Genomic DNA, 20,881 nt, shown 5'->3' with positions numbered 1-20,881 from the left:
GTAACTAGCGATTGATTTGTTAAGTGAAAATTACAAGTAGCTACTAAGTAAAATTGATTGAGACTAAATAAAAAAAAGAAACCTTTATCTAAAAGCGTCCTTGATTTTTAGTCCAGCTTTTAGATAAAGGTTATGTCAAAATTAGTATAAGTGTTAGGTGTTGTATTTTTTATAAATTGAAACTAGATTATTTAAGATACTCTTCTGTTAGTTCCATAAACTGAGTGACATCATTTAGAACGAGATCTATTCCAGCTTGCCAAAAATCAGGTTGCGTCAAGTCAACACCAAGATGTTTCTTTGCTAATTCTTCAGAAGTCATCGAAGCGGTATCTTGTAGAAGGGCGATATACTGGTCTTCAAATTCAGTTCCTTGTTTGGCTGCATAAGCATAAATCCCTAAACTAAATAAATAACCAAACGTATACGGGAAATTATAAAAAGAAATACTATCAATGAAAAAGTGCAATTTGCTTGCCCAAAAATGTGGATGGTACGTGCCTAAACTATCTTGATAACTTTCTTTTTGAGCCGCCAACATCATTTCTGTAATCTCATCTTCCCCTACAAACCCTTGTTGACGGGCTTGGTAAAAGTTGCTTTCAAAGATGAACCGAGTATGGATATTTAAAAACATGGCAATAGCGTTTTGCATTTTTGTGTCTAGTAAATTAATTTTTTCTTCAGGTGTTTTAGCTTCTTTTAATGTTGCATCAGCAACAATTAGTTCAGCAAAAGTACTAGCAGTTTCAGCAACGTTCATGGCATATTCTCTGTTTAACTTAGGTAATTCCCACATCACACTACTATGAAATGCATGCCCTAATTCGTGAGCTAACGTAGAAACTTCATTCATGGATTGCCCAAATGTCATAAAAATTCTAGATTCTTTTGTTTCAGGTAGTTCAGTGCAATAGCCACCAGGTCGTTTGTCAGGTCGATCTTCTGCTTCAATCCATTTTTTTTCAAAAGCATTCTTAGAAAAAACAGCCATTTTTGGACTGAATTTTTCAAAATTTTCTAAAATGAATGTTGCTGCTTCATTAAAAGTGAAGGTTTTTTCTTTTAAATCACCTAAAACAATCGGAGCATCTTGATCGTGCCATTCCATTTTTTCTTTTCCAAATAATTGTGCTTTGCGAGTTAAATAATCTACAAAGGGTTGCTTATTTGCTTCAATTGTTTGCCACATAACGTTCAAGGTTTCTTTTTTCATTCGATTATAGTTTAGTGGTTCTTCCAAGAAGTCCTCTACATTATGGAGCTTGTTTGTTGCAAGACGGAAGCCATCTAAATGGTTTAATGTGTCAGTTAAAAGGGGCGCTTTTTCAGACCATGCTTTTTCCCATTGCTGAAAAAGAGTTTTCCGAACGACTGGATCAGGATCACCCATCATGCGATTGAAGGCTTGACCAGCAGATAGGTGGGAAATAGAACCGTCTTTTTCTTCAAAAGGAATTTTGATACTAGCGACAATGGTATCATAGTGGCTACTCCAAGCGTTTAAACCATCTAAAGACAAAGTATTGATAATATTTTCTTCTTTTTCAGACAATAATTTGTTGCCATCTCTTCGAATTTCTTCTAAACGAAAAGCAATGGCTTTGAAAGCGTCCATGCTCACTAATTCTTGCCATTTAGCGGTAGAAATATCCGCTAATTTTTTAGTGAATATCGTTTCTGCTAGCTGGAATGAAGGTAGTGTTGAAAATAGATCATTGGATAAAACCTTTGCTTTGCTATCTTTTGTATCAGCAGATAAAAGACCAGTAATGAAGCTATGACATTGAGTAAAGCCATTTGAGATTGCTCCTTGTAACGCTAAAATGGATTCTAATTTAGAATAATCGTCATCGCTCATAGGGTTCCACAGTTCAACTGACTTGTGGTATTCAGCAATTTGTTGCTGTAATTTTTCTATACGCAAACGTAATTGTGTTGAGGCACTGCCTCCTGGAAAAATGGATTCTAAATCCCAAATTGTTGAGTAGCTCACTATTCATTCCTTCTTTCGTTTTTTTGTAATAGGGTATGCATGAAAATTCTATGCACAAATATTTTCAGACACGTCCTAGTATAACAAAGATTTCATTAAATTATGAATAAGTTGATAGATTTAAATCGATTGATTCTAGTAGAAATTGACCTACTCTTTTTTATTGAAAAAAAAGAAATTTTTTGCGATCAATTGATCTAAACGCATATTTTCTCTTTTTCCATTATATCATAAGGGATAAACAAGAGATTGATTGTTTTTTTTGAAAGAAAAAGATACTATAGTAAAAGAATGGAATGAGGTGTTCAATTGAAAAAAATATTTAGAAATAAGGACGTTTACATAGGAATTGCATTTTTAGTAATGGCTATTTTATTTTATAGTTCCTCTCAAACCTATGAACAACAATCTCAAGTTGGAGTTATTCAGAAATTATTGAGTGGAGAACCGTTTAAAGAGCAATTAAAAAATATTTCTTTTATTTATGCAGGTGATGAAGTCAGTATTCAGGCTAAAGGCTACGTAAAATTTGTCGAATTTTTTATTCGCAAAGGCGCTCATTTTGGAACGTATTTTATTCTCGGAGGAAGCTGGTTTTTGGGGCTGTTACCTCGAATAAAAAGTGTTTGGTTAACAGGAGTTATAGCGTGGTTAGCAGCTACTGGTTATGCAGGATTGGATGAGTTTCACCAAATGATGACAGGTGGCAGAACACCGTTGTTTCAAGATGTGATGCTAGATTCTGCTGGGGCTTTGACGGCAGTTGCACTTTGCTTATTGATAATTGGTATAAAGAAATTGAGGAAAAAATAAGAAAAGAATTCTTTTTATGAGGCTTAAGCCCGTAAAAGGAATTCTTTTTTGATAGGATGAACAGCTTAAATCCACTTATTTCGTCTTAAAATGAAGGTGGTTAAACTAAGAACTAAGAAACAGGCAACTAAAAAGAGGATAATTCCAAAATCAAATTTTAAAATCGGTGTTCCAATAAAATTCATAGCATATAAACTACTGATAAAAGTCAGCGGTGTTAAAAACATTGTAATCACGGTAAAAGTATTCATAAAAGCGTTGGTTTGTTCTGCAATTTTACTATCGTATACCGTTAGTAGATGCATACTAGTTTCTAACAGAGAGACAGAAAATTCATACATTTTTTTTGTCCGAATATTGATACTTTTAAATAAGTTTATATCACTTTCAAGTAGAGAACCGCCATCATTTGCAAGGATTTCATCACTTACGTAAGCAAGTAGGCGCATATTTCTTTTTATTTCATTTGCTGTTCGTTTCAACGCAATTAAGGTTGGGAACTCATCTTTCTGCACTTTTTTCATTAAAGCATCTTCTTTTGCTAACAAAATAGCTTCGAAATCCTCCAATTTAATAAACATTTCATGAAGAACAGAATGAAAAATATGATAGTATAGGTGATTGATTTTTTCTCGTCCAATAAAGATATCATCTAAACATTCTTTAATTTCTTTATTTAAGGTTTTTTCCATTCCTTGTACATCGTCAGTTAAAACAACAAGAGCTTGCTCTCCCAAATACAAATTTAATTTAGAATGTGTAAATTCCTCATCCTGCAAATCTAGATAAAGTAAACTCACAAAGTCAAAATTTTCATAAATTTGGAAGTGAATCATTTGGTCAAGGGTTTCTTTTTGTTCTTGATAATCATGAAAATGAAATTTTTTTTGAAGATTTTCCCGTTCTTTATATTCGCCAATCACAAAATAAATGGCTTGTTGGTCAATGATTTCTTCAAGGGAAGTCAGTTTCTTTTTTGCAGTCATATTATAGATAATCAAGACACCCAGCTCCTTTTATAACATTTTAGATTTCTTTAGAAGTACATAGATAATCCCGGTAATACAGCCAATCAATCCTAAAAGGAAAAAGTAGCCATATTTCAGTTTCAATTCAGGAATATTGACAAAGTTCATACCATAAATACCAGATAGAACTGTTATAGGAGTAGCAAAAGCAGTAAAAACAGTCAGCTTATTTAGAAAATTGTTCGAACGTTCGCTGACATTTGTATTATATAAATCCATCAGGTGAGCCGTTTTGTCATTTAAACTTGAACCAAATTCATATAAGCGATTCGTTTTGGCAGAGATATTTTTAAAGTATTTTAAGTTTTCTTCTTCAATTAAATTATTATCATTGCTAAGAATTTGTTCGCTAATATAAGTGAGTAAACGTAACTGTCTTTTTGCTTCGAAAGAAATAGCTTTCATTTGAATGATTTTCTCAAAGTCGTAATCTTTCGTGGTTTTTAATAAGCTCATTTCTTCCTCTGCGATTGATGTTTCAAAATGTTCTAAGGAGACAAACATTTCAGATAGAATGTGGTCAAGCATTTTAAAATAAATATAGGTTAAAGTATCAATTCCATTAGGTTGCTTGTCTTGATTAAGCTGGATGTCGCTAGTGACAGACTTGAATAAGGTTTCATTTTGGTCACAAACAAAAATAACATAACTTCTACTAAAGTATAAATAAACTTTTTCAAAAACCATTTGCTTGTCTTTCCATTCAAAAAAGGAAAAAGAAATCACATCGTAGTCAGCATGACTTTCAAAATGGACTAAATCAACTGCTTTTCGACTTTCTTCTTGATTGATAATATTAAATTGTTTGTAAATAGTGGAAAAGTTGTGGCGATCACAAATAACGAAGAAGCGTTCATCTTCAGTTACTTCTAGTATATCTTCCTCTGATTTTATATGATAGAATTTCATCGTTAAACCTCCTCCATCTCTTACTACTATCGTATCGAATAAGCTTGGTTCCGTCAATTAAATAGATAGATAAGGCTCGTAAAATAAAAATGTTATTATAAACAATAAAACCAATTAAAAAAAGCCAACCTTTTTGTCTCAAGAGTCGTCTAATAAATAAAGAAGGTGAAAGATAATGGGAAAAAGGCTTGTCCAGCAAGCAATGAATGGAGATTCAGAGGCATTAGAAATAGTATTGAAAGAAAATTACCAACAATTATACAAAACTGCGTATTTATATGTGAAAAATGAAGCAGATGCATTAGATATTGTTCAAGAAGCAATAATAAAAATATTGAAAAAACTTGATACGTTAACCTATCCAGAATATTTTACAACTTGGGCAGTAAGAATTGTCATATACTCTTCATTAGACTTCATAAAGAAAAACGGGAAACAATTTTCTGTGTTAGAGGAGCAAGTTATTGAACCAGAAAAACAGCTTTCAAGGGAAGAGTGCTTGGATATTTACGATGCAATTGCACGGTTACCAAAACATTTACAGGAAATCACGATTCTCCATTATTTTTGTGGAAAAAAATTGAAAGAGATTAGTGAGGTTATGCATGAACCATTAGGAACAACCAAATATAAATTATACGAAGCACGCTTGAAGCTAAGAAATTATCTTGAGGAGGATGACCAATGAAACTGAATCAAGAATGGGAAAAAGAATGGGAGTCCATTGACGTTCCTAAAGCAGAGTTATTTCAAATAATTGATGAACAAATAGGAAAACAAACGACTAAGAAAAAGATTAAAATTAGCAATTTTTTATCTCAATTAGGCAAATACCCAGCAGCAATTGCTGTTGTTGGGATAGTGATTTTCAGCTTAATTCTGATTATTTTTTATCAGGGAGGTCCGATCGGTCAAAACGCTGGGCAATTTAGTAAGGAAGAAGCATCTCAGCAAGTTGCAGACTCACAAATACCGGCACCAGCAGCGGCAAAGAATGAAAGTGCAGTCAATGATTCAGCCGTTAATTTACCAGAAGAAAAGAGCAAAAATGCGCAATTCTATACAATGACAAAAAGAACCGAAAAGCTAGACTTAGCCAATGATAAGCTGAAAAAAATAGTACAAAAATTTGACGGCTACATCGAAAAATCGACTCTTCAAAAGCCCGAAAATGGTTCCTGGGAGCAACAATCAAGTTATTACAAGTTAAGGATACCTAAAAAGCAAAGTGAAAAATTTATGGAAAGCTTAGATGAAATTGGCACAACAACCAGTGAGGAAGTTCAAACAGAAAACTTTTCTACCGTTTATTCTGATAACCAGAGTCGGATTGATGCTTTAAAGACAGAAGAGCAAGCCTTGCTGGACCTTTTAGCTAAAAGCGATGCTCTAGATGATATGCTGAAAATTCAAGAACGATTGGCTACTATTCGTGAAGAACGGGAAAACTTGACTAGGATGAATCAGGGAATAGATAATCAAGTAGAATATATTACTTTTGAACTCACTGTTGAAGAAAAAAAATCCTCTGAAAAAGAAAAAAAGAATAGCTCTGTATTTACATTGATCCAGAAGAACTGGAACAACCAGAAGAGCTTTTGGTCTGAAGCAGGAAAAAAGTTCCTTGTTTTTATTGCCAGTAACTTTGCATATCTTATATTACTTTTTATTGGAGGAATTATTTTCTACTCTAAACGAAAGAAAAATAGAAAGCTATAAAAAACGACGATCAAAAAATTCCTAATAGACTAAAAAGTTATTAGGGATTTTTTTATGAATAAAAGAAGAAAAAGTCATTCTTTAGTAGGATGGAATTGGTTATGAGAAAAGGTAGGATAGAACATAGGCAGTTTATTTTATTGGAAGGTTGTGACAATCATGAGAAGGTTTTTGACTTCAATCGTTGCAGGAATAACCATTGTTGTAGCAATTATTTTTGGTCTTTATTTCTATTCCTATAACAATACATCTGATATCGCTTCTTTGTTTGATCGAATCAATCCACTTGCTAAAACAGAAGAGGTTTATATTAAGGTTCCAAAAGAATATGAAGAGAAGTTTCCAGATGCAGTAAGTCGAATCGATAATTACACCTATATTCAAGAGAGTTACAACAAAGAAGGAAAAGCTCGTAAATTGAAATTTGTTTCCTTTGGTAAAGAGTTAAAAGCAGGGAAATATCTGCAAATTAGGATTAAAGGGCAAAATGTCAAGCAGTGGAAAGAAGTTCCAGAGAGCGAAATACCCCAAGAGGCTTTAATTAAGTTGAACCCAAAAAGCTAGTCATTTGTATTGGAACCTCTTTCTAATTAGACGATAGTTGCAACAAATTCGAAGAATAGTACAATAGAGGAGAGTTGACTATTTGACTAAGGGGGACTATTTTTATGGCAGGACATAGTAAATGGAAAAATATTCAAGGACGTAAAAATGCACAAGATGCAAAACGAGGGAAAATTTTTCAGAAGTTATCACGAGAAATTTATATTGCAGCTAAAGCTGGTGGGACTGATCCAGCTATGAATCCAGGGTTACGTTTAGTGATTGATAAAGCAAAATCAGCAAATATGCCTAATGATAACGTAGAAAGAGCGCTAAAAAAAGCCAGTAGCAGTAGTGAAAACGAACACTATGATGAAATTATTTATGAAGGATATGGACCGGGTGGAGTAGCTATTTTAGTGTATGCATTAACTGATAACCGAAATCGAACAGCAACTAATGTTCGAGTAGCTTTTTCAAGAAATGGTGGTTCTTTAGGGGAAACTGGCTCTGTTAATTACATGTTTGATCGTAAAGGTTACTTAGCTATTGAGCGAGAAGGCTTAGAAATAGAAGAAGATGCTATGTTTGAAAAAGTCATTGAAGCTGGTGGAGAAGATTTGGAAACATCAGAAGAAGTATTTGAAATTTATACAGCACCAGAAGATTTTACAGATGTTAGAGACTTCTTCGAAAAAGAAGGCTTCACTTTAGCACAAGCAGAATTGACGATGTTGCCTCAAACTTTCACTGATTTAGACGCAGAACAAACAGAAAAATTACAGAAATTAGTGGATAAGTTAGAAGAGGATGACGATGTTTCAGAAGTATTTACCTCGGCAGAACTACCAGTAGAATAAATCATTTATTGAATCCCAAGTTGACAAAGAGTTAACTATGGTGGTAGCATAAATAAATAACAACAAGAGAAAGGAGAGCATATCATGAAAAAGACAATAATTATTGTAGCAGAGAAAATACAAAAAATGATTGGATACAAGGCAAAGAGTTGCAACCAACACAAAAGATCTGTTTGTGTGTGCTCTCTTACGTAATAAATAAGAGTTTAAATATCTTATGAAAAGCCATCGATCATTTATAGGTCGGTGTTTTTTTATGGTCAAAATGAGCATCAGATAGTTGATTTAAGTAATATTTGGAGGTGTAACCAATGATTGGAATGAAAAAGGAAATAAATGGAACATAAAATAGAATGCAAAGAAATGTTGCATTCTAAAAAAGTAATTAGGAGATTAGAATGTTAACAATAAAAGGAAAATATAACGAAGCAAAAATTTATACAGATTTTTTAGACGATAATACCGTTGGGCAAATCATGTCTTTATGTAACCAAGAATTCGCGAAAGAAAGTCAGATTCGGATTATGCCGGATACTCATAGCGGCTCAGGTTGTGTGATCGGAACAACAATGACGATTCAAGATAAAGTGGTGCCAAATTTAGTGGGGGTCGATATTGGTTGTGGTTTACTCGTAGTAAAAATGAAAAAGAAAATCAAAACCCATTTTGATAAATTAGATCGTATCATCCGAAATCAAATTCCTACTGGGAGCCAAACCCATGATAAGCCGATTCATCTATTTGAATTAGGTGCGGTTCATGCGCCAGTTCATAAGGGCTGGGTACTAAGAAGTTTAGGTAGTCTTGGCGGTGGAAACCATTTTATTGAAGTGAATGAAGGCGCTGATGCTCTTTATTTAGTGATTCATAGTGCTAGTCGTATTTTTGGAAAAGAAATAGCTGAGTATCACCAAGAAATTGCTTATCAGAAATTATCACAACTTAGAAAAGAACTGAAAATTATGGCAGTAAATGCAAAAAAGAACGGGCAATATGATTTAATGGCACGACTTATTGAAGAAAGAGAAGCAATAAAAGTTCCTTATGAGATGTCATATGTGACCCAAAAGTCTTTAACAAATTATTTAAAAGATATGCAAATCGCTCAAAACTATGCACAACTAAATAGACAGTTGATGGCAAAAACAATTCTTAAAGGAATGAAGTGGGAAAAAGAAGTCGTTGATTCTTTTGATTGTCCTCATAATTACATTGATTTAAAGGAATTAATTTTAAGAAAAGGGGCAGCATCAGCTAAAACAGGGGAGCAAATGATTGTCCCTTTAAATATGAGAGATGGCAGTATTTTGGCTACCGGTAAAGGAAATCAAGAGTGGAACCAATCGGGTCCTCATGGCGCTGGACGAGTCTTAAGTCGCTCTCAAGCAAAAGCAAATATTAGTCTAGAAAGTTACCAACAAGCCATGAAACATGTGTGGACAACGTCTGTTTCAAAGAAAACAATTGATGAAGCACCAAAAGCATATAAGCCTAAAAAACAATTACTAGAAGAGGTAGAAGCGACTATGACAGTACAAGAAATAATTAAACCGTTGTATAATTTTAAAGGGTAAAAAAGGAAATAAATAGCAAAAGTTATTTACTAGAAGGGGACAGTGGATGAGCGAGAGAGTTATTATGAGAAAGCAAATTGTTAGGGAGTATAGTTTCAGTGAAGAAGTAAAGAGCTTTGAAACGAACGAAAGTAATAGAACGGAGCGGAGTAAACGATTAGCTAGGCATCTGCTTTATTCTTTTAAAGGAACGATTGATGATGAAGATGAAACACTAACAGATTGGTTTGAGGAAGTGGAAGCAAGTTTTGCTGGGAAATATGGGCCGATACTAAAACGCCATTCCTTTTATATTGAGGAAGGAAAAGCGATTATAGGTAGTGGAATTGTCTCCTTATTTAGAGAAATTCCTTTAATTATTTATCTAGCAGTAGATCCTGAAAAAAGAGGGCAAGGATTGTCAAAAAAAATCCTGCAGCAAATGCTCTATTCCTTTGAATCGTCAGAATATCAAGAAGTTTATTTGGTTGTAACCCCTGGAAATTTTCCAGCAGAAAAGTTATATGCTAAATTAGGATTTAAACCAGTTGGAACAAATTGGGATAAAGTTATGAAAAGTCCATTAGAGAAAGCAAATTAGTCTCATACAATAAAAACAGAGTTGAACTAACGAAAAAGATGAAATTTAATCCTTCAATAAAGGCTAATTTCATCTTTTTTTATTTTCTTTGAGCAAATTGCTGATAGGAAATGCCCCTACTTTCACACCAATGAATTAAGTCACTAGTGAGAATTAAATCAGTTGTTAGTAAATCAGCTGTCGTCTTTTTTCCCAGTAGAGTATAGAGTAATTGCAATTCTTCTTCCCATTGCTGAATGAAAGCAATGGTTTCCTCCAGTCCGTTTGTTAGTAACTGATTTAAAATAGTTCCAGAAATTCCAACACTTTTTGCCCCTAAGCTAAGGGCTTTGACAATATCTAATGACTGACGAACACCACCAGAGGCAAGAACTGCTATTTGTGATTGATAGCTGACGGATTCTAAGAGCGAGACAACCGTAGATTGTCCCCAATCATCTAAAAAGGATAACTCTTTTTTTAGCCGACGCGCATTTTCAATTTGAGTAAAACTAGTGCCACCATTTCCACTGACATCTACAGCCTTTACACCAATAGAGAGCAAAGTTTCAATCGTTTCACTACTCATACCAAAACCAACTTCTTTGACGATTACAGGAACAGAAAGATTCGCCACAATGTCTGCAATATTTTCCAGCCAATTAGAAAAATGGCGTTCTCCTTCAGGCATAACTAATTCTTGAGGTAGATTAAGGTGGATTTGCAGCCCATTTCCTTCAACTAATTCAAGTGCTTGTTTGGCATTATCCAAAGAAAGATTTGCACCGATATTCGCAAAAATTACACCAGTTGGATTTTCCTTTCGCATAATTTGAAAGCTAGAGGCCAGTGTTGGATTTTTTATAGCAGACCGAATTGAACCAGTTGCTATCATCATTCCCGTTTCTTTTGCAATCATTCCTAATTGCTGATTAATTTTTTCTGCTTGTTGGCTTCCACCAGTCATAGCATTAATATAAAAGGGCTGTTTAAAAGAAAAACCAAGAAATGACGTAGAGATATCAACTTCGTCAATTGAAATGCCAGAAAAAGAATGATGGATAAAACGCACCTGATCAAAATCATTTTTATTCTCTCTGTGAAAAGTGTGTGCTAGTGAAAGGTGTTCATCCTTTCTGTTCATTTTTTTTCCTTCTTTCTTCACTTATTCAATAATCATTCCCATGCCAGCCGAAATAATCAACGCTTGTTCTGGGCTGACTTTTACCCCACCTAGCAATTCTTGAGAAACAGCAATTTTTTGAAAGGTATTTTGAGAAAAATCTAAGTCCTTTAGTTTCGTTCTAAACCAGTTACTATCGGTCAAAGAGCAGTTTTCTAATATTAAATGTTTCCACTCCATTTCAAAAAATTCAGTACTGTTCAGACTATTTTCCTTAAAATGAACAATTTTTTGATTGGATGAGCTAAAGGAGGAATAGTCGGCTAAACAATTTTCAAAAAGACAATCTCTGAGATAACACTCTGCAAAATTTGTCCCTGTCAATTTACATTGCCGAAACTGAACTTGATGAAAACTGCCTCCAATCCATTCTGTGTTAGAAAAATCGCAATGATCAAAAATAACATTACTGCATTCAAAATGTTTGAAATGATTTCGATTCATAATCACTTTTTCAAGCTGACATTCTCTAAAGACTAAACCATTGATATCTTGATAGCTTAAGTCCTGATCTTTCAAATGCAAACCTTCAATGACTAATTCATCTTCTAAAGAAATAAAATCTGTTTCATCTAGGATAGGCATATTAGGTTTAGTAGGGTATTTTAGCTTCATTTTGTAAAACCTCCATATTATATAGTAGGAAAGTGTGAATAAATAACAGGATTATTGTGAAAAAGAGCCTATTTTCCATTAATAATAATTCAAATAAAGTAGCAAATATTCAAAAGGCAATGAGCTATTCATTTTTTAATAAAACAATCCGGTAGTTAGGGGTTAAAAAGCTTCATTTATTCTGACATTTTCCTTAGTTCTTTTAATCTACCATATTTGTTGCAATAAACCTAGTAGGCTGAAAAAGTGAAAAAGGTAAGAAAATACAAAGTTTTATCATGGAAAATCCATCAAATATTAAGAAAAGTTCAGATTATTCTTGATTTTTTTGTGTGAAAAATGTAAACTATACCTCATAGCAATTAATAATTATTAAATTCTGATTTTTCAGAAAAAACAAAAGACACTTAGGAGGCAATATAATGAAGTTGAAAAAGTCGGTTTCTTTAGGAATGGTTACTTTATTTAGTTTATCTGCACTTGCTGCATGTGGCAGTGGCGGAACAAAAACAGAGGATTCAAAAGCGGCATCAGGAGAAAAAGCGAGTGGTGAGCAAGTATTTCGTATTAATGAGAAAAGTGAAATGCCAAGTGCCGATTTATCGTTAGCAACAGATGAGATAAGTTTTAATACGTTAAATAATTCGTATGAAGGAATTTATCGTTTAGACAAAGATAGTAAACCTCAACCAGCTGGAGCTGCTGAAGAAGCTGAAGTTAGTGAGGATGGTTTAGTTTACAAAATTAAATTGAACGAAGATGCTAAATGGTCTGACGGAAAATCTGTAAAAGCAGCAGATTATGTTTATGGCTGGCAACGCACAGTTGACCCAGTAACTGCTTCAGAATATGCTTCTATGTTTGCAAGTGTTAAAAATGGTCAAGAGATAATTGAAGGTAAGAAAGACAAAGGGGAATTAGGGATTAAGGCAGTTAGCGATTATGAATTAGAAATTACACTAGAACAAGCCACTCCTTATATGGATTATTTATTAGCATTCCCTTCATTTTTCCCACAAAGACAAGATATTGTTGAAAAATATGGAAAAGATTATGCGACTTCAAGTGATAAAGCAGTCTATAATGGACCTTTTGTTTTAGCAGATTTTGATGGACCTGGAACTGATACTGAGTGGAATTTGAAAAAGAACAAAGAGTACTGGGATAACAAAACTGTGAATTTAGATGAAATTCAAGTAAGTGTTGTAAAAGAAGCACCTACTTCATTAAACTTATTCCAAGATGGTCAAGTAGACCAAGTTATTTTGAGTGGAGAACTGGCTCAACAGTTAGCGGATGATAAAGAACTTGTGACTGAAAAAGAAGCATCTACGGGTTATATAGAGTTTAATCAGCGTGAAGCAAATTCACCATATAAAAATGAAAACCTTAGAAAAGCTATCTCTTATTCAATCGACCGTAAATCTTTAGTAGAAAAGATTTTAGCAGATGGTTCTCTAGAGCCTAAAGGCCTTGTTCCTGCAAGTATGTCTTTTGATCCTAAAAATAAAAAGGATTTTACTGAAGAAGCAGGGAACGTAATTTCTTACGATCAAAAGAAAGCCAAAGAATATTGGGAAAAAGCGAAGAAAGAATTGGGAATTAAGACTTTAGAGATGGACATTCTTTCATCTGATACAGATACTGGTAAAAAAATGACTGAGTATCTTCAAGGTGCTATTCAACAATCCTTAGAGGGTGTTAAAGTTACAGTGAGTCCAGTACCATTTTCTGTTCGTTTAGATCGTTCGAACAAAGGAGACTTCGATACCACAATTAGTGGTTGGGGTGCTGATTATGCAGATCCAAGTAGTTTCTTGAATTTATTTGAAACAGACAACTCATATAATCGTGGGCATTATACTAACGCTGACTACGATAAAAATGTGAAGGAAGCTGCTACAACCAATGCTAATAATCCAGAAAAACGTTGGACAAATATGGTTGATGCAGAGAAAATCATTATAGATGATATGGGTGTTTCACCAATCTATCAACGAGCAACAACATTTATGCGTTCTGAAAAAGTGAAGGATGTTGTTTTCCATTCAGCAGGACCTAATTTTGATTATAAATGGGCATATATTTCAGAATAATCTGAAACGGTAGCCAATAGCAAAGGACCTTCGCCTTCTAGCTAAAAGGGCAAGGTCCTTGCTATCTTTATCTATAAAAAGTAAAATAGTAAAAAGCATAAGGCTATTATCAGTAAGATGCCTCCAGTTTCTAGCCAGAATAGGCGATGATCGTTGCCTATTATAGAAAGTGGAGTAAATTCTTGTGGATCATTCTTTTTTCTAAAGCGAAATGCATTTTTCATTGTTCGTTGAAAGGTATCAAAAAAGCCAGAGGACATAATCCATAAAGCTATACCGACAATCAAGAAAAAAAGTGATACAATAAAGAACGTATCTGATAAAGTTTGGAACGTAAAAGATTGCTTTACAAAGAGTAGGTACAAAGCAATACCTAAACTAGTAGAGGCAGATGTAATCAAGGGCCATTTTAATTTTTTCATGTGCTCATCCTTATCTCAGCATAATTTTTTCTACCCCTTACTTTATCGAAAATATCTGATGAAGTCAAAATAAACTCGGAGGTGTCCTTTTTGAACAGTTTTGGAAAGTATTTTCTTAAACGCGTTTTCTTTATGATTATCACATTGTGGTTAATCGCAACGATTACGTTTTTCTTAATGCAATTATTACCTGGTACTCCATATACAAACCAAGAAAAACTTAGTCCAGAAACAATTGCTATGCTGAATAAACAGTCAGGTTTAGACAAGCCTGTGATTGTTCAGTACGGTATCTATTTAAAAAATCTACTTGTAGGTGATTTTGGTATTTCATTCCAATTTAAAAATCAACCAGTCGCTAAATTATTAGCTGGTCGGATAGGACCATCACTGCAACTAGGGTTACAGGCAATTATCTTTGGAACAGTTGTTGGTATTTTATTAGGGGTAATTGCTGCTATGAGACAAAACACATGGGTAGATACTTTAGCAACCTTAATGGCAATTTTAGGTAGATCGATTCCAAACTTTGTCTTTGCTGTATTGTTGCAATATGTTTTTGCCATGAAATTAAAAGTCTTGCCAATTGCTATGTGGAATGGTTTTGCTTATACGATTTTACCAACTATTGCACTAGCGATGAGTCCAATGGCGGATTCCGCCCGCTTTATTCGAACGGAAATGGTGGAAGTTTTACATAGTGATTATGTGGAATTAGCACGAGCAAAAGGTTTAAGTCGTTGGCAAGTAGCCTTTAGACATGGGTTAAGAAACAGTTTGATTCCGTTGGTTACATTGTTAGGTCCATTAGCTGTGGGTCTAATGACTGGTTCGTTAGTTGTTGAAAATATTTTTGCAATCCCAGGAATTGGAGAGCAATTTGTTAAGTCAATTATGACGAATGATTATCCAACAATCATGGCAGTAACGATTTTATATTCTGCGATGTTAGTATTTGTTATTTTAATTGTTGACTTGCTTTATGGATTAATCGATCCAAGAATACGTGTTTCAGGAGGTGACCGAGGCTAATGGAAACAATTGATTTAAAAAATGTACCCGAGAAAATTCGGGAAATACCTGAAACTGAATTTCAACATCTTGATGCTTCGACATCGCAAGAAAGAGAACGTATTGCAACTCCTTCTCTAAGTTTCCTACAAGATTCATGGAGACGTTTGAAAAAGAATAAGGCGGCTGTTGTTTCAATAGGATTTCTAGCTGTTATTTTATTCATATCTGTCATTACAATTTGGGTTTCTCCTCATGACCCGACACAACAAAATGTATCTTATATCAATTTACCTCCTCGTATTCCCGGTTTAGAAGGAATTAACGGACTAAATGGAAAAGCAACGGTTGCTGGTCAAGTAGTTGATAAATATGCTCAAGCTAAAGTACCAGATGATCTTAATTTTTATTTAGGGACAGACGGTTTAGGTCGTGATGTTTTAAGCCGCTTGTTTATGGGAACTCGAGTTTCACTACTAATTGCCTTTATTGCTGCAATTTTAGATATTACATTTGGGGTAACCTATGGACTAATATCAGGTTTGTTAGGCGGACGTGTAGATACTGTGATGCAACGTATTTTAGAAGTATTATCAGGAATTCCTAACCTTGTTGTGATGATTTTAATGTTAACTGTATTAGATCCAGGAATTCTTTCTATTGTTTTGGCGATGGTGGTTACAAACTGGATATCAATGGCCCGGATTGTTCGAGCCCAGACCTTGAAACTAAAAGATCAAGAATTTGTATTAGCAGCTCAAACATTAGGTGAATCAAGATTGAAGATTGCCCTTAAGCATATCTTACCTAATATTTCTAGTGTGATTATTGTACAAATGATGTTCAGTATTCCTTCAGCGATTTTCTTCGAAGCTTTCTTAAGTTTCATTGGGTTAGGGTTAAGACCACCAATGGCTTCGTTAGGGACATTATTGAACGAAGGGTATAAAACTTTCCGTTTCCTTCCATACTTAATGTGGATTCCAGCAGCAACGTTATCAATCATTATGATTTGTTTTAACTTGTTAGCTGACGGACTACGTGATGCCTTCGATCCTAAGATGAAAGAGTAGAGTGAATGACTATGGAAAAAGTATTAGAAGTGAAAGACCTACAGATTTCTTTTGATACGTTTGCTGGAAAAGTAAATGCGATTCGTGGTGTTAGTTTCGATCTTTATAAAGGAGAAACTTTGGCAATTGTTGGAGAATCTGGTAGTGGTAAATCAGTAACTACTAGAAGTATCATGCGCTTATTAAGTGGCAATGCCAACATCGACAATGGAGAAATTCTGTTTAAAGGTGAAGATATTGTAAAAAAATCAGAAAAACAAATGCAGACAATTCGAGGAAAAGAAATCGCAATGATTTTCCAAGATCCTATGACATCATTAGACCCAACGATGCCAATCGGAAAACAAGTTGCGGAATCTTTGGTGAAACATAATAAAGTGTCTAAGAGTGAAGGGTTGGCTCAAGCATTAGAATTACTGAAATTAGTAGGAATTCCTAATGCTGAAAAGCGTTTAAAAAATTATCCTCACCAGTTTTCTGGGGGACAGCGTCAAAGAATTGTGATTGCAATTGCGTTGATTTGCTACCCGGAAGTTTTGATTGCCGATGAACCAACAACAGCTTTGGATGTAACAATTCAAGCACAGATTTTAGAGCTTTTGAAAGATTTACAAGAAAAAATTAGTACATCAATTATTTTCATTACTCATGACTTAGGTGTTGTAGCTAATGTAGCAGACCGTGTAGCCGTAATGTACGGTGGACGTTTGGTTGAAGTGGGAACATCAGAAGAAATTTTCTATAACCCACAACATCCTTATACTTGGGGATTGCTAGGGTCAATGCCCACAATGGAAGGCACTGAAGATAAGCTATATGCGATTCCAGGTTCTCCACCGGATTTATTAGATCCACCTAAAGGAGACGCGTTCTATCCAAGAAATGAGTTCGCGATGAAAATTGATACCGAACAAGCACCACCATATTTTGAAGTTTCGCCAACGCATCATGCTGCAACTTGGTTATTGGCTCCACAAGCACCGAAAGTAACTCCACCAGCAGAAATTGCTAGACGTTGGGCGCTTTATGCAGAACGTCACAATACAATAAATGCAGGAGGCGGTAAATAGTGAGTGAGAAAAAGAAAGTTCTTTTAGATGTAAAAGGCTTGAAACAGTATTTCAATGTTGGCCGTCAAGATGAAGTAAAAGCAGTAGATGATATTAGCTTTCATATTTATGAAGGTGAAACATTTGGTTTAGTTGGAGAGTCTGGTAGTGGAAAATCGACAACTGGCCGTAGTGTTATTCGTTTATATAATCCAACAAGTGGTGAGATTATTTTTGACGGTGAAGATATTAGTAAAATCCGTTCAAAAACAGCAATGCAAGAATTTAGACGAGAAGTACAAATGATTTTCCAAGATCCGTATGCCTCATTAAATCCTAGAATGAAAGTTAACGATATCATTGCTGAAGGAATTGATATTAATAATTTAGCAGAAAATAATGCAGAACGTGAAGAAAAAGTCAATGAATTACTTAAAGTAGTTGGGCTTGATCCAAGTCACGGAACACGTTACCCTCATGAATTTTCAGGTGGTCAGCGTCAACGTATTGGGATTGCTCGTGCGTTAGCTGTGAATCCACGCTTTATCATTTGTGATGAACCAATTTCAGCATTGGATGTTTCAATTCAAGCCCAAGTAGTTAACTTATTACAAGATTTACAAAAAGATGCCGGTCTAACGTATTTGTTTATTGCCCATGATTTATCAATGGTAAAACATATTAGTGATCGTATTGGTGTAATGCATAGTGGTAAGTTACTAGAAGTAGGTTCAAGTGATGATGTTTATAATTTTGGTGTTCATCCTTATACGGAAAGTCTACTATCTGCGATACCTTTACCAGATCCAGATTATGAACGTTCTCGTAAACGAATTGTTTATAAACCGCAAGTGGAAGATGGTAAAGAGCGTGATTTAAGAGAAATTTTAGATGGACATTATGTTTATTGCGCTGAAGATGAAGTAGCAGGTTACCGTCAAAAAATTATTGAAAAAAAAGAAAAAGCAGCTAATTAATTTCTCAAGCTTATAAAAATACTTACTGTTATTATCTTGGTAGGGGGGCATGTGATGAAAGTACTGAAGGCTTACAAGTACAGACTTTATCCTAACCCATTGCAAGAAGAGTTTATAAGAAAGACGTTTTCTTGTGTTCGACTTGTGCATAATCTTTTACTACAAGACCGTGTAGAAATATACCGAAAATTGAAAAAAGATTCTAAGCTTAAAATAAAATACCCAACACCTGCGAAATATAAAAAAGACTATCCGTTCCTAAAAGAAGTTGATAGTTTAGCATTATCTAATGCACAAGTCCATTTGGATCGGGCTTTTAAGAACTTTCATAAAAATAAATCGGTTGGTTTTCCTAAGTTGAGGCAGAGAAAAGATTCTGTTTCATCTTACACAACGAATAATCAAAATGGAACCATTAAAATACTTGATTCTAAATATTTAAAAGTTCCCAAGTTGAAAACACTGATTAAAATGAAGGTTCATCGTCCGTTAACAGGTGAAATAAAGTCTGCAACGATTTCTTTGAGTCCTAGTAAAAAATATTTTGTTTCTTTGCTTTGTGAGGAAGAAATTCCTAAAGCGCCTAAAACCTATTCCGCAGTTGGGATAACGTTAGGAACATCTGAGTTTGCTATTTTGTCTAATGGTCAGCGAATTGATAATGATAAATATACGCAAAATTTTCAGATTCGCTTGAAAAGAGAGGAAAAAAAATTAATACGCAGAAAAGAAATAGCCCAGTCAAAAAAAATGGATATTTCTCAACAAAAAAATTATCAAAAGCAAAAGTTAAAAATTGCTAAAATGCATGAAAAACTAATGAATCAAAGAATAGACTTCTTGAATAAAATTACAACTGAAATTGTAACCAAATACGATGTTATTTGTGTAGAAGATATTCATAAAGAAGATTTTTTTAGAAATAGTAAGCTAAATAGAGGAATCACGGACGTATCTTGGGCGATGTTCATTTCGAAGCTGGAATACAAAGCGCTTTGGTATAATAAAAAAATTATTAAAGTATCTGCTTGTCAAGATTCTAGCGTAATCGTTGAAGAAACTGAAAGTAAATTATTTACGCCAGATGTAAATAAGAAAAAAGCACTAGAAGATCCCGAAATAGCAGCAAGTGTTCAAGTTCTTTCGATGGGATTAAATGAAGCAATAGCTAATTGATTTTATGAACTGTAGGGACTACAGGGATAGCCTAGGGTATATAAGATAGATATAGCGATTAAATTCGATCATTTATCTTTTTCTAGGAAATTTCTATTTTAATAGAAATAGTTCACTAATTATTATTTGATAAAAAATTTACTCCATAGTAATTTAAGGCATTCATCGAATTTCTTAAACGACTATGGGGTTTTTAGTATTAATCTAGAACCAATTGCAGAAACAGGAGGACTCCTCTATACTTAATGTAAACAGTTTAAAAGACAGTCAAAATAAACGAAATAATAGCGGAAAGGAAAAAAATCATGACAATTAAAATGGTAGCAGTGGATATGGATGGTACTTTTTTGAATAGTCAGCAAGACTATGACCGGAAACGATTTGCAAATATTTATCAAGAAATGAAAGAACAAGGTATTCGTTTTGTTATTGCTAGTGGTAATCAGTACTATCAATTGAAGTCATTTTTTCCAGAAATTGCCAAAGAGCTGTCATTTGTAGCTGAAAATGGCGCTTATGTTGTTAGTGAAGAAAAAGAAATTTTTTATGGGGAAATTGATCCAAAAACGGTAGTTGATGTATTAACAATTTTGGAGCAATTTGAAGACGGACATACTATTTTGTGTGGAAAGAATAGTGCTTATGTAAATGAAAAAGAACCGGCTGAATTTATTCAACATGGCAGTAAATACTATCATCGATTAAAAAAAGTTCCAGACCTGCTTGAGATAGAAGAAGACATTATTTTCAAATTTGCTTTAAGTTTTCCTGTTCAACAAGTAGAAATAGTTTTAGAGCAACTACATGAAGCACTAGGAGACAAACTAGTTCCTGTTTCTAGTGGTCATGGAGACATTGATTTGATTATTTCAGGAATTCACAAGGCGAATGGTTTGATGCAGCTTCAAGAGCTTTGGGGGATTAATGCGGAGGAACTAGCTACTTTTGGTGATAGTGGAAATGATTTGGAAATGTTGGCTCATGCGGGACATAGTTTTGCAATGGGAAATGCCCAACCAAAAGTGAAAGAGGTAGCCCAAAAGACTATTTCTTCAAATGATGAGCAAGGCGTTTTAGTGACACTAGAGCAATTGCTTCAAAATAATTAATGATCGACTAAAAAACAGTTGACATAGAATCCTAATTATCGTACAATGTAAGAGTTGAGAAATGAAAGCAGAAGCACCCGCTTCTCGCCTTAGTAGACGTTGTCACTGGGCTAGATAAGAGGATTCCTACTATCACTTATGGTGGTAATTGAGATGGAATAGTCGCGGG

20 protein-coding genes are annotated in these 20,881 nt (G+C 34.2%); 14 read left to right on the top strand and 6 right to left on the bottom strand.

What is annotated here, in order from left to right; translation table 11 throughout:
- Positions 1-187: 187 nt before the first annotated feature.
- A complete protein-coding gene (locus BCR26_RS05670) occupies positions 188-1,996 on the bottom strand; it encodes a M3 family oligoendopeptidase (protein ID WP_069698002.1) in 1,809 nt (602 codons plus the stop codon).
- 309 nt (positions 1,997-2,305) lie between these two features.
- Between BCR26_RS05670 and BCR26_RS05665 the strand changes: the two genes are divergently transcribed.
- Complete coding sequence (locus BCR26_RS05665) at positions 2,306-2,809, top strand: VanZ family protein (protein WP_139124888.1); 504 nt, start codon at positions 2,306-2,308, stop codon at positions 2,807-2,809.
- Positions 2,810-2,874: 65 nt separating this feature from the next.
- Here the strand turns inward: BCR26_RS05665 and BCR26_RS05660 are convergent, their stop codons facing one another.
- Together BCR26_RS05660 and BCR26_RS05655 are read right to left on the bottom strand one after the other, a co-directional pair.
- Entirely contained in the window at positions 2,875-3,795 is a 921-nt protein-coding gene (locus BCR26_RS05660; protein ID WP_211272285.1) for a magnesium transporter CorA family protein, read from the bottom strand.
- 30 nt (positions 3,796-3,825) lie between these two features.
- Positions 3,826-4,746: a magnesium transporter CorA family protein gene (locus tag BCR26_RS05655; RefSeq protein WP_069698000.1), complete on the bottom strand. Its 921-nt coding sequence runs from the start codon at positions 4,744-4,746 to the stop codon at positions 3,826-3,828.
- A gap of 175 nt (positions 4,747-4,921) precedes the next feature.
- Here BCR26_RS05655 and BCR26_RS05650 point away from each other — a divergent pair, with 175 nt between their 5' ends.
- The 6 genes from BCR26_RS05650 to BCR26_RS05625 all read left to right on the top strand — a co-directional run bounded on the left by BCR26_RS05650 (position 4,922) and on the right by BCR26_RS05625 (position 10,022).
- Positions 4,922-5,434: a sigma-70 family RNA polymerase sigma factor gene (locus BCR26_RS05650; RefSeq protein WP_069697999.1), complete on the top strand. Its 513-nt coding sequence runs from the start codon at positions 4,922-4,924 to the stop codon at positions 5,432-5,434.
- On the top strand, positions 5,431-6,465 hold the full coding sequence (locus BCR26_RS05645; protein ID WP_069697998.1) for a DUF4349 domain-containing protein: 1,035 nt from the start codon (positions 5,431-5,433) through the stop codon (positions 6,463-6,465). Before BCR26_RS05650 ends, BCR26_RS05645 begins: the two co-directional genes overlap by 4 nt.
- Positions 6,466-6,624: 159 nt before the next feature.
- Entirely contained in the window at positions 6,625-7,029 is a 405-nt protein-coding gene (locus tag BCR26_RS05640) for a YxeA family protein (RefSeq protein WP_069697997.1), read from the top strand.
- A gap of 104 nt (positions 7,030-7,133) precedes the next feature.
- A complete protein-coding gene (locus tag BCR26_RS05635) occupies positions 7,134-7,868 on the top strand; it encodes a YebC/PmpR family DNA-binding transcriptional regulator (RefSeq protein ID WP_069697996.1) in 735 nt (244 codons plus the stop codon).
- A 398-nt stretch (positions 7,869-8,266) separates the two neighbouring features.
- A complete protein-coding gene (locus BCR26_RS05630) occupies positions 8,267-9,442 on the top strand; it encodes an RtcB family protein (protein WP_069697995.1) in 1,176 nt (391 codons plus the stop codon).
- Positions 9,443-9,488: 46 nt separating this feature from the next.
- Complete coding sequence (locus tag BCR26_RS05625) at positions 9,489-10,022, top strand: GNAT family N-acetyltransferase (protein WP_069697994.1); 534 nt, start codon at positions 9,489-9,491, stop codon at positions 10,020-10,022.
- A gap of 79 nt (positions 10,023-10,101) precedes the next feature.
- Here the strand turns inward: BCR26_RS05625 and fni are convergent, their stop codons facing one another.
- Both fni and BCR26_RS05615 read right to left on the bottom strand, forming a co-directional pair.
- The gene (gene fni / locus BCR26_RS05620) at positions 10,102-11,145 is read right to left on the bottom strand and encodes a type 2 isopentenyl-diphosphate Delta-isomerase (RefSeq protein ID WP_069697993.1); all 1,044 of its coding nucleotides are present in this window, start codon (positions 11,143-11,145) and stop codon (positions 10,102-10,104) included.
- 21 nt (positions 11,146-11,166) lie between these two features.
- Complete coding sequence (locus BCR26_RS05615) at positions 11,167-11,799, bottom strand: pentapeptide repeat-containing protein (RefSeq protein WP_069697992.1); 633 nt, start codon at positions 11,797-11,799, stop codon at positions 11,167-11,169.
- 422 nt (positions 11,800-12,221) lie between these two features.
- On the opposite strand from BCR26_RS05615, the gene BCR26_RS05610 reads away from it, so the two are divergent.
- Positions 12,222-13,895, top strand: coding sequence for a peptide ABC transporter substrate-binding protein (locus tag BCR26_RS05610; RefSeq protein ID WP_069697991.1), 1,674 nt, complete (start codon positions 12,222-12,224; stop codon positions 13,893-13,895).
- Positions 13,896-13,966: 71 nt separating this feature from the next.
- On the opposite strand, the gene BCR26_RS05605 is transcribed toward BCR26_RS05610, so the two are convergent.
- Complete coding sequence (locus BCR26_RS05605; RefSeq protein WP_069697990.1) at positions 13,967-14,317, bottom strand: DUF3899 domain-containing protein; 351 nt, start codon at positions 14,315-14,317, stop codon at positions 13,967-13,969.
- A gap of 90 nt (positions 14,318-14,407) precedes the next feature.
- Here BCR26_RS05605 and opp1B point away from each other — a divergent pair, with 90 nt between their 5' ends.
- The 6 genes from opp1B to BCR26_RS05575 all read left to right on the top strand — a co-directional run bounded on the left by opp1B (position 14,408) and on the right by BCR26_RS05575 (position 20,712).
- Positions 14,408-15,349 (top strand): oligopeptide ABC transporter permease Opp1B, encoded by a 942-nt coding sequence (gene opp1B, locus BCR26_RS05600; RefSeq protein WP_069697989.1) that lies wholly within the window; start codon positions 14,408-14,410, stop codon positions 15,347-15,349.
- Positions 15,349-16,401 (top strand): oligopeptide ABC transporter permease, encoded by a 1,053-nt coding sequence (gene opp3C, locus BCR26_RS05595; RefSeq protein ID WP_069697988.1) that lies wholly within the window; start codon positions 15,349-15,351, stop codon positions 16,399-16,401. The genes opp1B and opp3C overlap by 1 nt, the downstream gene beginning before the upstream one ends.
- Before the next feature lie 5 nt (positions 16,402-16,406).
- Complete coding sequence (opp1D, locus tag BCR26_RS05590; protein WP_139124887.1) at positions 16,407-17,471, top strand: oligopeptide ABC transporter ATP-binding protein Opp1D; 1,065 nt, start codon at positions 16,407-16,409, stop codon at positions 17,469-17,471.
- Positions 17,471-18,427, top strand: coding sequence for an ABC transporter ATP-binding protein (locus BCR26_RS05585; RefSeq protein ID WP_069697987.1), 957 nt, complete (start codon positions 17,471-17,473; stop codon positions 18,425-18,427). The genes opp1D and BCR26_RS05585 overlap by 1 nt, the downstream gene beginning before the upstream one ends.
- Before the next feature lie 54 nt (positions 18,428-18,481).
- Positions 18,482-19,603 (top strand): RNA-guided endonuclease TnpB family protein, encoded by a 1,122-nt coding sequence (locus BCR26_RS05580; protein WP_069697986.1) that lies wholly within the window; start codon positions 18,482-18,484, stop codon positions 19,601-19,603.
- A gap of 305 nt (positions 19,604-19,908) precedes the next feature.
- On the top strand, positions 19,909-20,712 hold the full coding sequence (locus BCR26_RS05575) for a Cof-type HAD-IIB family hydrolase (RefSeq protein WP_069697985.1): 804 nt from the start codon (positions 19,909-19,911) through the stop codon (positions 20,710-20,712).
- The last annotated feature ends 169 nt before the right edge of the window (positions 20,713-20,881 follow it).

The organism is Enterococcus rivorum (assembly GCF_001742285.1).
Classification (GTDB): domain Bacteria; phylum Bacillota; class Bacilli; order Lactobacillales; family Enterococcaceae; genus Enterococcus_L; species Enterococcus_L rivorum.
Note: the sequence above shows the minus strand (reverse complement) of the source record. Positions and strands in the feature narration are given on the sequence as shown.